This is a genomic window from Bacillus bingmayongensis, assembly GCF_000299035.1.
GTDB classification, from domain to species: Bacteria; Bacillota; Bacilli; order Bacillales; family Bacillaceae_G; genus Bacillus_A; species Bacillus_A bingmayongensis.
Window position 1 is genome coordinate 53850 of record NZ_AKCS01000005.1, and the last position, 15451, is coordinate 69300.

Here is a 15451-nt window from a genome sequence, read left to right on the forward strand (position 1 = left end):
TACGTTTGTTATAATTGAAAATAATTATCAATTAAGAAAAGTTGTATATTGTTGTGTAAAAGGAGTGTGAACTTCATGGAAGCTAGCGGTTTTCATGATATTTTTCATAAATATTTCAATGGATTACATGTAGAACAAGAACAGAAGATGCATGTATCAAAACCAATAGGAGAAGGAGAAATACAGAGGTGGACTTCTCTTTCCGGCATGGAAATTGTTTTATCAGACTATCAATTTCATACTAACCATCGCATTCATTTTTCATCAGATGCTGCAATGGTTGAGCTTAATTTTTGTTTACAAGGTTCAGGAGAAGTACATATTTTTAATTCGTCCTATAATCTCAAACCTGGAAATTGTTATTTGTACTTTATGAAGGATTTTGAAGTTTTATTTGAGTATGAAAAGCAGAATCCGATGTATTCATTAGCGATCGGGATCCCTGTACCTTTGTTTAATCACTTTATGGGAAATGTAGTACATCCGAAAATACTAGATTTTCATTCTGTTATTGGTGATCGATCTTTCAAGAAGTTTCGAGGTTCAATTGATCCAATGACCGTTCATATCATCAAACAAATAATAGAGCGACCTCACAGTCACCGTATTTATCAACTTGATATAGAGAGTAAGGCACTTGAACTTCTATCTATTTATTTTGGTAGATTTCTATTAAATGATAATCATCAAAAAAGAAATGGTCAATTATCGAAAAGTGATCTTGAAAAAATAAGAAGGGCCGAGGGAATTTTAATGGAGAGGATGGCAGCTCCTCCGTCTCTATTAGAATTATCAAAATCAGTAGGGCTAAATGATTATAAGTTAAAAATAGGGTTTAAAGAGTTATTTGGTACATCAGCTTTTGCCTATTTACGTGAAAAACGAATGGAGAGAGCAATGGATTTATTACGTACTGGAAGTAGTAATGTAAGTGAAGCAGCTTCTGCGGTTGGTTACACGAACTTAAGCCATTTCTCAGAACTGTTTCGAAAAAGATATGGAATGAACCCATCTGAATTTTTACGTATATATTAGCCTTTTCAAAAAAATCCGTTATACCGTCAATTCCTCCGTCATTTGGTAGTTGCATTTCAATGGAATGATTATAATTTTTAACAAACGACTGAAGCAATTATTAATATAGCCTTTTATGTAGAGGTAAATGAGGAGGAGTAGAAAATGGAACAAAAAGCATCGAAGATTTCAAGTTATTTTTGGATGTTTGTTTTAACAGGAATGTTCTTAATTATAACAACGACTGGTTTCGCTCGAATGGCGTATGGTATCATATTGCCTTTTATGCAAGAAGGTCTTCACTTGTCTACAGCACAATCAGGGATGCTCGGAACAATTTTGTTTTTAGGATATTTATTGACAGTAGGGATGTCTGGCATACTTACTCTTCGTTTTGGGGGTAAAATGGTTTTACTATTAGGAAGCTGGCTTGTTGTAGTAAGTTTACTTGGATTAGGATTTGTTCCTTCATTTTGGTGGGCTTCTATTTGTATGCTTCTTGCTGGAGCGGGAAGTGCGCTCGTATATACGCCACTTATGTCTATCACAGTAGGGTGGTTTCCTAAAAATAGAGGAACTGTCATGGGACTTTTACTAAGCGGGGCAGGAATAGGCATGTTGCTGAGCGGAATTATTGTTCCTTATATAGTACATACATTTCCGGCATATAGTTGGCGAGGTGTGTGGATAATTTTTGGAGTGATTACGTTATTGGTAGTACTGGTTGCTTCAATTGTATTAAAAAATCCTAAGGTTTCTTCAGAAGATAAACAGAAAAGAGAGAAATCTAAAGCGTGGAGAACGAAGGAATTATATACAATTGCATGGTTGTATTTCATTGTTGGGGTTGTATATTTAATTCCCAATCTATATCAAACAAGTTTTATGATTGATCTCGGGATTTCGCCGGCGCTCGCTGGTACTGTATATGCAGTAGCTGGTTTTTTTTCAATTACAGGAGCTCCTATTTTGGGAATGGTTTCAGATCGAATTGGCGTAAAGAAAGCATTATCTTTCGCACTTTCATTAGCTGTAATTGGGGATGTAATTCCAATTGTTTTTGGGAATATGAAAGGGTTTATTGTATCGGCAATCATTTGGGGATCTAGTTTAGGAGGAATTTTATTATTAATTCAAGTTGCGGCTTCCAAGCAAGTATCTCCGAAATATGTTTCGATGGCAATTGGGTTTATCTCTATCTTTTATGCGGTGGGCCAAATGGTTGGACCAGGTTTTGCTGGTTGGATAATTGAGAAAGCTGGTTTTGCGGCGGCGTATGGTTTAGGTGCTTTCTGCTTCTTTGTTAGTTTGTGTATAGGAATGGGTTTGAAAAAAGAAGCGAGTATGGATTCGATACCTATGGAACAATAATGGTGGTGAACAAAAGTGGACATAATGAGACACCAGTCTCATTATGTCCACTTTTTTCTCTATTAAAAAGAGAAAAAGCCTATCATTCTAAGGGTTTAAAATTGGCACGGTATTTGCAATATAAAAGGCGAACAAGAAAATAGGAGGGCTGAACATGTTAAAAACAACTGAAAGTAAAGGGAATGAAATGACAAAAGAACAAGCTCGTTGGATGTATGAAAAAATGTTAGAGATTCGTAAATTTGAGGATAAGGTGCATGAATTGTTCGCGCAAGGTGTTTTACCAGGTTTCGTTCATTTATACGCTGGAGAAGAAGCGGTAGCAGTTGGTGTTTGTGCCCATTTAACAGATAGCGATAGTATTACGAGTACACATAGAGGGCATGGTCATTGTATCGCAAAAGGTTGTGATCTAGATGGTATGATGGCTGAGCTTTTTGGAAAAGCGACTGGATTATGTAAAGGAAAAGGCGGCTCAATGCATATTGCCGATTTAGATAAAGGAATGCTTGGTGCAAACGGTATTGTAGGAGGTGGATTTCCACTTGCATGCGGTTCGGCGCTAACAGCAAAGTATAAAGGTACAAAAAATGTAAGCGTTTGTTTCTTTGGGGATGGTGCAAATAATGAAGGAACTTTTCATGAAGGCGTGAATTTAGCAGCAATTTGGAAACTACCAGTTATCTTTGTTGCTGAAAACAATGGGTATGGTGAAGCGACTACATTTGAATATGCTTCAAGCTGTAATTCAATTGCAGATCGAGCAAAAGCTTATAATATCCCAGGTGTCAGGGTAGATGGAAAAGACCTTCTTGCCGTATATAAAGCAGCGGAAGAAGCGATTGAACGTGCGCGTAACGGAGAAGGTCCAACTTTAATTGAGTGTATGACATATCGTAACTATGGTCACTTCGAAGGCGAAGCACAAACATATAAAACAGCGGAAGAAAGAGAAGAGCATTTAAATGAAAAGGATGCGATTGTGAATTTCCGTAAACATTTGATTAATGAAGGATTACTTACAGAAACTGAGCTTGTCGATATGGAAAAAGCAGTCGATGAAGCAGTACAAAAATCAATTGAGTTTAGTGAAAATAGTCCATATCCAGCTGATGAGGAACTACTAAAAGACGTGTATGTTTCTTACAAATAAGAGGAGGGTGAAAAACAATGACTAGAACAGTAAGTATGTCAAGTGCAATTAATGAAGCGATGAAATTAGCGATGCGACGTGATGAAAATGTTATTTTAATCGGGGAAGATGTTGCTGGCGGTGCGCAAGTTGATCACCTGCAAGATGATGAAGCATGGGGTGGTGTCCTTGGGGTTACGAAGGGACTTGTGCAAGAATTTGGTCGTAATCGCATTTTAGATACACCAATTTCTGAGGCTGGCTATATGGGAGCTGCGATGGCTGCTGCTGCCACAGGATTACGTCCAATTGCTGAGTTAATGTTTAATGATTTTATTGGTAGCTGTCTAGATCAAGTGTTAAACCAAGGGGCGAAATTCCGTTATATGTTTGGCGGGAAGGCGAAAGTGCCAGTTACGATTCGTACGATGCATGGTGCTGGATTTAGTGCAGCAGCACAGCATTCACAAAGTCTATATGCATTATTTACAAGTATTCCTGGTATTAAAGTTGTCGTTCCGTCAACTCCATATGATGCAAAAGGGTTATTACTAGCAGCAATTGAAGATAATGATCCAGTTATCTTTTTTGAAGATAAAACACTTTACAATATGAAAGGTGAAGTTCCTGAAGATTACTATACAATCCCATTAGGAAAAGCAGATGTAAAACGAGAAGGATCTGATGTGACAATTGTGGCAATTGGAAAACAAGTTCATACGGCACTAGAGGCTGCTGAACAGTTAACGAAGAAAGGATTTGAAGTAGAAGTGATTGATCCGCGCTGTTTATCACCGCTTGATGAAGACACAATTTTGGCATCTGTTGAAAAAACAAATCGCCTTATCGTTATCGATGAAGCGAACCCAAGATGTAGTATTGCAACAGATATTGCGGCAATTGTTGCAGATAAAGGCTTTGATTTATTGGACGCACCAATTAAGAGAATTACAGCACCACATACACCTGTTCCATTCTCACCACCACTTGAAAAGTTATACTTGCCAACACCTGAAAAAGTAATTGAAACAGTATCTGAAATGATCGGAGACCGTTCATTATTAAACGTGTAAGGAAACAAGAGAAGGGAGAGAGAAAGCATGGCTGTTGAAGTTGTAATGCCGAAATTAGGAATGGCAATGAAGGAAGGAATTGTAACAGCTTGGAACATAAAAACAGGTGACAATGTTACGAAGGGCGAATCAATTGCTAGCATTAACTCAGAAAAAATTGAAATGGAAATTGAGTCTCCAGCAGACGGAACAGTTTTAGATATAGCTGTAGGAGAGGATCAAGGTGTTCCTCCAGGTACTGTTATTTGTTATATAGGTAAACCAAATGAATCGGTGCCACAGCATGAAGAGAAGTCTGTTTCAGAAGATTCAGTTCCTAAAATAGAAACGCCTACCCAAAATGTACAGCATCCAGAACCATATGCGAAAGAAGGAATGAAACAAAGAATTAAAATTTCGCCAGTAGCTAGAAAAATTGCAAAAGCTGAAAATCTTGATATTACTAAACTAATAGGAACAGGACCTGGGGGAAGAATTACGAAAGTTGATGTTTTAAAAGAGATAGAAGAAAAAGTTACAATTCCAAAAGTAGCTGAGCAAGAACAAAGTAAACAAATTCCTGTTACTGGTATGCGTAAAGCGATTGCGAGCCGTATGCATGTAAGTTTACAAAATAGTGCGCAATTAACATTAACAATGAAAGTGGATGTGACAGATTTAATCAACCTACATAAGCAAATGACAGAAGTTGTTCAAAAACGATATGAAAATAAATTAACGATTACAGATTTTGTTTCTCGAGCTGTCGTTTTAGCACTGGAGGAGCACAAAGGGATGAATAGTGCTTATATTGATGATACAATCCATCAATTTGAACATGTACACTTAGGTATGGCAGTTGCGTTAGAAAATGGCTTAGTGGTACCAGCAATCCGCTTTGCGAACAATTTATCACTTGTGCAATTGTCTAAAGAAATTAAAAACGTTGCAGCAAAAGCAAGAGAAGGTAGTCTAAGTAGTGATGATATGCAAGGAACAACATTTACAATTAGTAATTTAGGTGCGTATGGAATCGAATATTTCACACCTGTATTAAACACGCCAGAAACTGGAATTCTAGGTGTAGGAGCGATTGAACATGTTCCTGTATATAGAGGAGAAGAATTACAAAAAGGCAGCATCTTGCCTTTAAGTCTAACATTTGATCATCGCGTATTAGACGGTGCACCAGCCGCTGCGTTTTTACGTACGATTAAACAATATTTAGAAGAGCCAGTGACAATTCTTTTATAAAAAGAAGGTGAGAGAATGAGTAAATTAGTTGTAATCGGCGGGGGACCAGCTGGATATGTCGCAGCAATTACGGCTGCTCAAAATGGGAAAGAAGTTATTCTTGTTGAGGAGAATGCGCTTGGTGGTACATGTTTAAATGTAGGATGTATGCCGACAAAATCGTTGTTAGAAAGTGCGGAAGTACACGATATAGTGAAACATGCAAAGGAATTTGGGGTAAGAATTCCTCAAGATGATGTTCTAATTGATTGGCAGCAAATGCAGAACCGGAAAAAGAACATTGTCACTCAGCTCGTACAAGGCATTCAATATTTGATGAAGAAAAATAAAATTAAAGTGATAAAAGGAAAAGCTCGTTTTCAAACGGATCACCGTTTACAAATTATACAGGGTGGTAAAGGAGAAACTTTAGATGCGAGTCAATTTATTATCGCATCTGGATCAGAACCTACTGAATTACCATTTGCACCGTTTGATGGGGAATGGATTTTAAATAGTAGTCATGTGATGTCCCTTAATCATATACCAGCATCATTACTCATTGTTGGTGGAGGGGTAATAGGGTGTGAGTTTGCTAGTATTTATAGCCGGCTTGGAACGAAGGTAACAATTGTGGAAATGGCAGCACAACTTCTTCCAGGTGAAGATGAAGACATCGCAAGTATTTTAAGAGAAAAACTAGAGCGTGATGGTGTTCAAATTTTTACCGAAACAGGATTAAAAGGTTTGAATAATCATAAGAAACAAGCATTGTTTGAAAATAAGGATGGTTCTCATGAATTAAATCCAGAATATGTTCTTGTTTCGGTCGGTAGAAAACCACGTGTAAATGAATTGGGACTTGAACAAGCTGGGGTACAGTTTTCAAATAAAGGAATTGCTGTAAATGAGCATATGCAGACGAATGTTTCACATATTTATGCTGCAGGTGATATCATTGGTGGAATTCAACTTGCTCATGTAGCCTTTCATGAAGGGGCTACAGCTGCTTTACATGCATGTGGCGAAGAAGCAAAAGTGAACTATCACGCAGTACCGAGATGCATATATACAGCTCCGGAAATTGCAAGTGTTGGTTTAACGGAAAAGGGTGCGCGTGAGCGATATGGAGATGTTCTCATTGGAGAATTTCCATTTACCGCGAATGGAAAAGCACTTATTTTAGGAGAACAAATCGGCAAAGTGAAAGTAATTGTCGAGCCAACGTATCAAGAAATTGTTGGGATTTCTATCATTGGGCCTCGTGCGACAGAACTGATTGGACAAGGAACTGTCATGCTGCATACGGAAGTAACAGCTGATATAATGAGAGATTTTATTGCAGCACATCCGACATTGTCTGAAGCGATTCATGAAGCGTTGTTACAGGCAATAGGACATGCTGTGCATGCGTGAGTAATATGGTTGGAAAAGAACAAGTTTGATATCACAAACTTGTTCTTTTTATTGTATGACGAGATTGTAAAATAATTTGGCATCGAGATATTAGAACCATATATTTGTAAGTTGAAAGTATTTCAGTCTAAAAAATCAGATTTGTCAGTCTTTGTTTAAGTGTTATATAATAAGAACGTATATTCTGGTGAAATGATGAAATTTTATTGGGTTTATATCAACCTTTAAAGCATATTGTGAGTTGAATGAAGAAATGAAATAGAAAAGATTCTGTTTTTAAAATAAGGAGGATTTTTTATGATATGCCACATTAAAGATGCACAAATATATTATGAAATAATTGGTGAGGGAAAACCTGTAATTCTCTTACATGGATGCTCTGTTGATCATAGGCTAATGATGGGATGTATGGAATCAGTTTTTCATAAACATACAGGCTATAAGCGCATTTATATTGATTTACCCGGTATGGGAAAATCGACTGCACCTAATTGGATAAATAGTTCTGATGTTTTATTGGATGTTTTGACTTTATTTATCGAAAAGGTTGTTCCAAATGAAAAATTTCTACTCGCAGGAGAATCATATGGCGGATATTTATCTAGAGCAATCCTTTCAAAAATGCCTCAGCGAGTTGATGGTTTATTGCTCATATGCCCTGTTATAATTGCAGATCATAAAGCAAGAACAGTCCCAAAATATAATAGGATTATAAGTGATGATGAATTTTTAAATAAACTTTCATCGGATGAAAGAAACGAATTTTGTGAGCTAGCAGTGATAGCAAATTCATATACATACAATCGGTATAAAGAAGAAATCAAACCAGGGCTTACAGTAGCTAATACAGAGTTTGTGGAAATGCTTCAAAGAAATTATACGTTATCATTCAATGCAAATGGACAAAAATACGACAAACCAGTTCTTTTACTCGCTGGAAGGCAAGATATAGTTGTAGGATATCAAGACTTATTGGAGATTATGGAAGAGTATCCACGAGCAACAATTGCTGTTTTAGATATGGCGGGTCATAACTTACAGATTGAACAACCTGAGTTATTTGAGAATCTAGTCGGGGAATGGATGAAACGAACAGAGAATTCCAGTCCTAATGATTCGTATGAAAAGCAACAAAAGGAATCACCTTTATAAGGATATTTCGAGGAGAAGAATGTGTAAAAAATGGCCTGTATTATAGAGTGTCAAGTAATCTATGATGCAGGTTTACATTTCAGTAATTAACTATCTTTGTATATATTTAACCTATGTCGGCTCTTTTATTTTTAGGTTTATGAAAGGGGGAAAGAGGAAAAGGCTTATACAAAGATTCTTTGATGGTGACGGCTACATCTATGATAAACTAAGATTATCAAGATTTACCACCTGAAAAAATATCCTATGGAAATAAATCAGGGCAGGTTATTTGGTTAGAATTGTAATGAATTACAAAGATTTTTACCCGTTCTAGTCTTTAAATCAACTTCATATCAAAGGAGTATACCATGATAATTAATAAACAGGAATTTTATGTAAATGGGATGCGCTATACTGTTAGATCCGCACTTGAAAAAGATGCAAAAGATTTGTCTGATTTAAGATTACAGATTGATGGAGAGACCGAAAATATGGATAGAGAAAAAGGGGAGGCATTCATAGATATACCGGGGTTTGAAGAAATTATACAAACGGATACTGAAAGTCCCAGGAACTTATTTTTAGTTGCTGTAGTGAACGAACGGATTGTTGGTTTTTCAAGATGCGAGGGAGTGTATTTAAAGCGATTCTCTCATAAAGTAGAGTTTGGTGTATGCGTATTAAAAGAGTTTTGGGGACATGGGATTGGTAAAAATCTTTTACAAGAGTCTATATGTTGGGCTGACGCCAATGGAATTACAAAGATTGCTTTGAATGTGCTAGAAACAAACGATAAAGCTATTACACTTTATAAAAAACTAGGGTTTGAAATTGAAGGTGTATTAAAGAATGATAAAAGACTTGCTAACGGTAAGTACTATAATACCATCATTATGGGAAGATTTAATGGATAATAACTTATGAAGTTATATATATTTCTACACGAACAAATTAAAAAATAGAGTAGGAGCATACGTGTAAAGGAGTGAGAATGTTGCAATTAAGAACAAAATTATGTATTAGTATCATGTCCACTGTTTTGTTCATTATAGGAAGTACCATATTTTTTCTAAACAATCATCCGATGAAGTGGTTATGGGTTTTCATTGCAGTGAGTTCTATTTTGCAAAATCTAGTATTATTTAGAAAGTATAAAAGTATTCATTAAGATATTCGAATTGTTAACATATTTGTGTCATCTCCTTGATTGTATTGAAAACGTTTTTATGGAGTTTTATAATAAAATTATATTTCCTCGCATGCCCTCTTAAAAATGAATCTCCAACAATGAAGAAAAGGGAGATGATAGAATGTTAGCTTCACCGTTTTACTTACATACATGGAAAAAGTTTGTTGATGAAGGTGTGCTCGATTCTACTAGAATAAACAAAAGAATTTCAGAATCTTGGCACCGATGTAAAGAAGCAAATGTCAATCCGCATATGAATAAAGGTCAGAATATTTTAACTTCAAATACGTTTTTTGAACAAAAGAAAAAAAGCGAAATCTTCCTTGATATAGCCTTACCACACTTGCATAATATGAAAAAAACAATAGATGAATTACAAATGATGGCACTATTAATAGATCCTGATGGATACGTACTTTCTATAACTGGAAATAAAAATACGTTAAAGCAAGCTAAGCATATTAATTTTATTGAAGGTGTGAAATGGACAGAAGCAGCTGTTGGAACGAATGCGATTGGTACAGCGCTTGCGATAGAAGAAGCAATTATGATAAGTGGTACAGAACATTATTCTGTCGCGTCTCATAGCTGGAGCTGTGCAGCCGCAACGATTCATAATGATGATGGCAAGTTAATTGGTGTCCTTGATTTTTCATGCCCGATTGAATTTTCCCATCCGTATATGCTAGGGATGGTAACATCTATTGCACATGCAATTGAGCGTGAATGTAGCATTCGTGTGCATCAACATGAATTAGAATTAATTCATCGTTTTTTAGATGTAATTGATAGTGACGAGCCATTGATTATTTGTAATCATCGGCAAGTTGTCATTTCTGCAAGTAAACCGGTTCGAGAGCAAGTTTCTGATTGGTCACGGATGAAGGTAAATGATTTATTGCAGTACGGGTTTCAAAGTCGGATGGAGGTACCTGTATATAATAATGATAGGATGATAGGGAAATGTATCTACTTATCAAGAAATCAACCTGAAAAAGTGTATGACTCTTTTCAAATGGAAAAGACAGTACATTTTCCAGGAGTTGTGGGAATAAGCGATTCGTTCCAGCACACGTTAGAAGAAATCAAGCTTGTTTCTCCGACTGATGCAAGTGTTTATGTTTGCGGGGAAACTGGTGTTGGGAAAGAGTATGTTGCAAGAGCAATTCACGAGAATAGTACAAGAAAAAACGGTCCATTTGTAGCTGTTAACTGCGGAGCGTTGCCAAAGGAATTAATGGAGAGCGAACTGTTTGGGTATGGAGAAGGAGCCTTTACAGGTGCCCGCCGCCAAGGATACAAAGGAAAATTCGAACAAGCAAATGGTGGAACGATTTTTCTTGATGAAATAGGGGAAGTTCCGCCCGAAATGCAAGTAGCACTTCTACGTGTTTTACAAGAGCGTAAAGTAACACCGATTGGAAGCACGAGAGAAGTGCCAGTGGATATTCGCGTCATTACTGCAACGCACCGTGATTTACTGCAGTTAGTAGAAGAAGGGAAATTCCGCCAAGATTTATACTATCGTTTACATGTATATCCTATTTATGTACCTTCTTTATGTGAAAGAAAAGAGGATATTCCATATTTTATTCAAGACTTTTGTAAAAAGAAAGACTGGGATGTTCAATTCCCATCTAGTATTTGTAATCAGTTTCTACAGCATGAATGGCCAGGAAATATACGCGAATTGTTAAATATGTTAGAACGTATATATATTCTCTCGCAAGGACGAGAAATATGTGAAAAGCAAATTTCTTTCTTATTACAAACAATGCATGAAAATCAAAAAGGTCTTGAATTAAAAGAACAAAAAGACGTTAAGCCAGAACATACATTAACCTTCCGTGAAAAAATACAGCGTGACGGAATGATTGAAGCGCTTCAAAAAACAAAGGGAAATGTATCGCTTGCGGCAAAACTATTAGATGTCCCGCGTAGTACGTTTTATAAACGAATGCAGCGATTTCAGTTGTAAAAGAAGCAGGTTTCTATCAACCTGCTTCTTTTATACGTTAGTGCACGTTCTGTCGGAATATGCGCTTACCGGGGAAATAGTAAACGATAAAAATTTTTATACATTTTAATTAGTTAATAGGATAAAGGTATATCATTCAAATGTAATTTTGCTGAAGGAATCGGGAAATCATATGATATTCATTCCATACTCTCTTTCTACCGATATCAGTTAAGTGCCAAGTATCTTTCGTAAGATTTCTATTATCTTGTAATGGAAGAACATCAATAGTTATGTTGCTAGTAGCATATGCGGTTGCTATCAGTAAGAATCTCTTCATAAAAAAGGTCTTACCTACTAGTAAAATATTTTTACTTACTGTTGTTTTGGATAGGTGAAGCATTGCATTTTTTATAACATCGTTAGCGGTAGTAGCTTCTCCTGTTATTGGAATAACTAATTCTTCAGGAATTCCTGATTTAACTAGAATTTCTTTATGAAAGATAAACTCATTTTCATTTAAAAATGTATTATGTACACTGGGAATCATAATCGTTTTAAAGCCTTCCTCATGAAATAATGTGATAATTTGTTCATTTAATTCAGTGTAATGACCAGGATGATAGAGAACAACATCTGGATTTTGAAATTTATTTTGTCTTTCTACAAAAATCATTTCACTTAATAGGGTAGTAAATTGATTATTCATAATACATATACCTCTCTAAAGACAATATTTACTTATTTTTGAGTTATTCGTCATTATAGAACTTTCTCCTTTATGCTAACTTCAGTAAGGGAGAAACAAAGGAGAATCTGTCAAAACATGCGCTTACCAGGGAAATAATAGAATGTTTAGAACAACATTTCCTAAGAGGAGATTACAGGTATTTCATATAAGGAGAGTTATAAGTGAAATATGTAGAAGTTGGTATCGGAAATAAATGGTTTATCCGAACAGAAATAAAGCGAGAAGATGGAACAGAGTTTGAGCAAAAAGGAGTTGTGAAACCTATTTATTTTGAATCATGCTATTTACGAGTTTGGTTTAGAAAAACTTGTTTGATCTTTGATTCAAAAGAAGGGTACAAGAAGATGCGAAAGAATCGAAATGATTATAAATGTATTTTAGGAATTGTAAGTAGATTACAGTAAATTGATTAAATATCGTTACCAAGAATGTTGTTGTAACGATTATTTTTATAAGAATGATAGAATAGCACACTTTCTTCATGTAAAGGAAAGTGTGCTATTCGTTTTTATATAACCCTGCTGAATACATCTCTGTTAGTGTATAAACAATACCCTCTAAATCTATTTCCTCTTTGTTTCGAACGATGTCCCATAGAAACATCTCATTCATATAGAACCAGCCACGTGCCACAATTGACTTGTTTAATTCATCTCGTGCTAACTCATTTTCTTGAGAATAAGTAATATCCTGCATAATACGTCTCACAAAGCGCTCACGAATCTCATTCCACTTTTGACGTATTTCTTTTGAAGCACCGATGGCCTCTTCGACAACTTGCAATATATTTCTTTCTTCCTCAGCTAATTGTAAGAAGGCACGTACTTGATTTTGAATCATATCATGCGCTTCTGTTTTTGTTTTAGGAAAAAAGGATCGTTCAGCAATGTTGTAAAAGCGATTCATCACATCTTCCATAAGGACAGTGAGTATTGCATCTTTATTTTTAAAATAAACATATGCCGTACCATAACCAGTTTCAGCATGTTTAATAATTTGAGAGATTGTTGTTTTGTGAAATCCGTTTTCTAGAAATATATGCTGTCCGGACTTTAGCAATTTCTTTCTTGTTTCGAGTGATCGATGTTGTCTGGATGAAAGATGTTCTTTTTTCAAAATACCACCCCTTTACACTGAAATATCTGAAAATATAACTTTATTCTAGTGGAATAGAATGTAAAAAGTCAACTGACATAATATCATTGACGTCATGTCAATGATAATGGTATATTTCAATTAGTTAGAATAAATAGAAAATTAAAAGAAGGTGAGAGAATGTATCAAGAGCCATTTGAACCATCTTATGAGTATGCAACCCAATGTGATAAACACGATGAACTCGCTGAATTTCAAAAAGAATTTTATAAGAAAGCAGATACAATATACTTAGACGGAAATTCCTTAGGATTACTTTCTAAAAGAGCAGAGAAATCTTTATTTACTATGCTAGATTCGTGGAAGGAGTATGGTATTGACGGATGGACAGAGGGGGAACATCCCTGGTTCTTTCTTTCAGAGCGATTAGGTGAGTTAACTGCGCCTCTTGTAGGTGCTTTACCGGAAGAAGTGATTGTAACCGGTTCCACGACAACGAATATTCATCAAGTTATTGCGACGTTCTATGAACCAAAGGGGATTCGTACAAAGATTCTTGCTGATGAACTAACGTTTCCGTCAGATATTTATGCTTTGCAAAGTCAAATCCGCTTAAAAGGGTTAGATCCAGATGAACATCTCGTACAAGTCAAGAGTCAAGATGGTAGAACACTGCAAGAGGAAGATATTATTGATGCAATGACGGATGATATTGCATTAATTTTATTACCGGCTGTGTTATATCGAAGCGGGCAAATTCTTGATATGAAGCGATTAACTATTGAAGCGCATAAACGCGGGATCCATATTGGCTTTGATTTATGCCATTCAATTGGCTCAATTCCGCATGATTTTAAGGGATGGGGTGTTGATTTCGCAGTATGGTGTAATTATAAATATTTAAATGCAGGACCTGGTGGTGTTGCTGGATTATATGTAAACAAAAAACATTTCGATCGCCTTCCAGGGCTTTCTGGTTGGTTTAGTTCTAGAAAAGACAAGCAATTTGATATGGAACATACATTAACAGCAGCTGAACATGCTGGAGCGTATCAAATTGGTACACCTCACGTATTAAGTACAGCGCCACTCATCGGTTCTCTTGAGATTTTCAAAGAAGCTGGCATTGAAAGATTGCGAGAAAAATCATTACACATTACCCGCTATATGCTAGATTTAATCAATCATGAATTGAAGGGGATGGGATTTACAATTGGAAATCCATTAGAGGATGAAAAACGTGGGGGACATATTTATTTAGAGCACCCAGAAGCTGCACGTATATGTAAAGCTTTAAAAGCAAATGGAGTTATTCCTGATTTTCGTGCTCCGAATGGTGTTCGTCTTGCGCCAGTTGCTTTATATAATACGTACGAAGAGGTGTGGAAGTCTGTGCAAATTTTGAAGAAGATCATGAAAGATGAAGAATATAAACAATTCGAAAATAAGCGAGAGGTTGTGGCATAGCGATGAAAGAAGCTGGTTGGATTGACATTTCACAACCTTTAAATAATGAGATTGCGACATGGCCAGGAGATACCCCATTTTCATATGAAGTGTCTTGGTCAAAAGAACAAAGCGGATCTGTCAATGTGGGGAAATTAACGATGAGTATTCATACGGGTACACATATTGATGCACCATTTCATTTTGATAACAACGGAAAAAAGGTACTAGATTTAGATGTTAATGTCTATGTTGGGAAAGCTCGAATCATTGATGTATCAAGTATGGAAAGCATTGGTGCAAAAGAAATAGAAAAATTCTCTTTAGATGGTGTAGAGAGGTTATTACTGCGGACTTCTTCACATGGTAATACACAGGAGTTCCCCAAAATAATTCCATATTTACGTGCTGATATTGCACCGTTTCTTTCAGAGAAGGGCATCCGGTTAATTGGAGTGGATGTACCTTCTGTAGACCCGCTAGATGATAAAGAATTAGCGGCGCATCACCAATTATTCAAGCACGGTATTCATATTTTAGAAAATGTTTTATTAGATCATGTACAAGATGGAGATTATGAACTGATTGCTTTGCCACTTGCATTGACAGATGCGGATGGTAGTCCAGTTCGTGCTGTAATAAGACCACTATAAGAGTAGAC

General features: G+C 36.1%; 14 protein-coding genes. 12 read left to right on the plus strand and 2 right to left on the minus strand.

Going from position 1 to position 15451, the window contains the following annotated elements; all coding sequences use genetic code 11:
- The first annotated feature begins 75 nt into the window (after positions 1-75).
- From Y7E_RS0100340 to Y7E_RS0100380, 9 genes are all read left to right on the plus strand, one after another.
- Positions 76-1035: a helix-turn-helix transcriptional regulator gene (locus Y7E_RS0100340; RefSeq protein ID WP_017149324.1), complete on the plus strand. Its 960-nt coding sequence runs from the start codon at positions 76-78 to the stop codon at positions 1033-1035.
- A 144-nt stretch (positions 1036-1179) separates the two neighbouring features.
- Complete coding sequence (locus Y7E_RS0100345; RefSeq protein WP_017149325.1) at positions 1180-2385, plus strand: MFS transporter; 1206 nt, start codon at positions 1180-1182, stop codon at positions 2383-2385.
- 154 nt (positions 2386-2539) lie between these two features.
- Positions 2540-3538, plus strand: coding sequence for an acetoin:2,6-dichlorophenolindophenol oxidoreductase subunit alpha (gene acoA / locus Y7E_RS0100350; protein ID WP_017149326.1), 999 nt, complete (start codon positions 2540-2542; stop codon positions 3536-3538).
- 17 nt (positions 3539-3555) lie between these two features.
- Positions 3556-4590, plus strand: a complete 1035-nt coding sequence (acoB, locus tag Y7E_RS0100355) for an acetoin:2,6-dichlorophenolindophenol oxidoreductase subunit beta (RefSeq protein ID WP_017149327.1) — start codon at positions 3556-3558, stop codon at positions 4588-4590.
- Positions 4591-4617: 27 nt separating this feature from the next.
- Positions 4618-5823, plus strand: coding sequence for a dihydrolipoamide acetyltransferase family protein (locus Y7E_RS0100360; protein WP_017149328.1), 1206 nt, complete (start codon positions 4618-4620; stop codon positions 5821-5823).
- A gap of 15 nt (positions 5824-5838) precedes the next feature.
- Entirely contained in the window at positions 5839-7218 is a 1380-nt protein-coding gene (gene lpdA / locus Y7E_RS0100365) for a dihydrolipoyl dehydrogenase (protein ID WP_017149329.1), read from the plus strand.
- Positions 7219-7515: 297 nt separating this feature from the next.
- Positions 7516-8370 (plus strand): alpha/beta fold hydrolase, encoded by an 855-nt coding sequence (locus Y7E_RS0100370; RefSeq protein WP_017149330.1) that lies wholly within the window; start codon positions 7516-7518, stop codon positions 8368-8370.
- A 350-nt stretch (positions 8371-8720) separates the two neighbouring features.
- Complete coding sequence (locus tag Y7E_RS0100375; RefSeq protein WP_017149331.1) at positions 8721-9266, plus strand: GNAT family N-acetyltransferase; 546 nt, start codon at positions 8721-8723, stop codon at positions 9264-9266.
- A gap of 396 nt (positions 9267-9662) precedes the next feature.
- Positions 9663-11519: a sigma-54-dependent Fis family transcriptional regulator gene (locus tag Y7E_RS0100380; protein ID WP_017149332.1), complete on the plus strand. Its 1857-nt coding sequence runs from the start codon at positions 9663-9665 to the stop codon at positions 11517-11519.
- A gap of 136 nt (positions 11520-11655) precedes the next feature.
- On the opposite strand, the gene Y7E_RS0100385 is transcribed toward Y7E_RS0100380, so the two are convergent.
- Positions 11656-12207: a hypothetical protein gene (locus tag Y7E_RS0100385; protein WP_017149333.1), complete on the minus strand. Its 552-nt coding sequence runs from the start codon at positions 12205-12207 to the stop codon at positions 11656-11658.
- Positions 12208-12410: 203 nt separating this feature from the next.
- Between Y7E_RS0100385 and Y7E_RS0100390 the strand changes: the two genes are divergently transcribed.
- Positions 12411-12653, plus strand: a complete 243-nt coding sequence (locus Y7E_RS0100390) for a DUF3977 family protein (RefSeq protein WP_017149334.1) — start codon at positions 12411-12413, stop codon at positions 12651-12653.
- A gap of 94 nt (positions 12654-12747) precedes the next feature.
- Here Y7E_RS0100390 and Y7E_RS0100395 read toward each other — a convergent pair whose 3' ends face one another.
- Positions 12748-13365, minus strand: coding sequence for a TetR/AcrR family transcriptional regulator (locus tag Y7E_RS0100395; protein ID WP_017149335.1), 618 nt, complete (start codon positions 13363-13365; stop codon positions 12748-12750).
- Between the two features lie 159 nt (positions 13366-13524).
- Between Y7E_RS0100395 and kynU the strand changes: the two genes are divergently transcribed.
- Together kynU and kynB are read left to right on the plus strand one after the other, a co-directional pair.
- The gene (gene kynU, locus Y7E_RS0100400) at positions 13525-14811 is read left to right on the plus strand and encodes a kynureninase (RefSeq protein ID WP_017149336.1); all 1287 of its coding nucleotides are present in this window, start codon (positions 13525-13527) and stop codon (positions 14809-14811) included.
- Between the two features lie 2 nt (positions 14812-14813).
- A complete protein-coding gene (gene kynB / locus Y7E_RS0100405; protein ID WP_017149337.1) occupies positions 14814-15443 on the plus strand; it encodes an arylformamidase in 630 nt (209 codons plus the stop codon).
- Positions 15444-15451: the final 8 nt, after the last annotated feature.

Excerpts from the sequence above, each read along its gene's own strand:
- Y7E_RS0100385 (WP_017149333.1), bottom strand. The coding sequence starts at position 12,207 with ATGAATAATCAATTTACTACCCTATTAAGTGAAATGATTTTTGTAGAA.
- Y7E_RS0100345 (WP_017149325.1), top strand. The coding sequence starts at position 1,180 with ATGGAACAAAAAGCATCGAAGATTTCAAGTTATTTTTGGATGTTTGTT.
- Y7E_RS0100370 (WP_017149330.1), top strand. The coding sequence starts at position 7,516 with ATGATATGCCACATTAAAGATGCACAAATATATTATGAAATAATTGGT.
- kynU (WP_017149336.1), top strand. The coding sequence starts at position 13,525 with ATGTATCAAGAGCCATTTGAACCATCTTATGAGTATGCAACCCAATGT.
- Y7E_RS0100375 (WP_017149331.1), top strand. The coding sequence starts at position 8,721 with ATGATAATTAATAAACAGGAATTTTATGTAAATGGGATGCGCTATACT.
- Y7E_RS0100360 (WP_017149328.1), top strand. The coding sequence starts at position 4,618 with ATGGCTGTTGAAGTTGTAATGCCGAAATTAGGAATGGCAATGAAGGAA.
- acoA (WP_017149326.1), top strand. The coding sequence starts at position 2,540 with ATGTTAAAAACAACTGAAAGTAAAGGGAATGAAATGACAAAAGAACAA.
- kynB (WP_017149337.1), top strand. The coding sequence starts at position 14,814 with ATGAAAGAAGCTGGTTGGATTGACATTTCACAACCTTTAAATAATGAG.
- lpdA (WP_017149329.1), top strand. The coding sequence starts at position 5,839 with ATGAGTAAATTAGTTGTAATCGGCGGGGGACCAGCTGGATATGTCGCA.
- Y7E_RS0100380 (WP_017149332.1), top strand. The coding sequence starts at position 9,663 with ATGTTAGCTTCACCGTTTTACTTACATACATGGAAAAAGTTTGTTGAT.
- acoB (WP_017149327.1), top strand. The coding sequence starts at position 3,556 with ATGACTAGAACAGTAAGTATGTCAAGTGCAATTAATGAAGCGATGAAA.
- Y7E_RS0100340 (WP_017149324.1), top strand. The coding sequence starts at position 76 with ATGGAAGCTAGCGGTTTTCATGATATTTTTCATAAATATTTCAATGGA.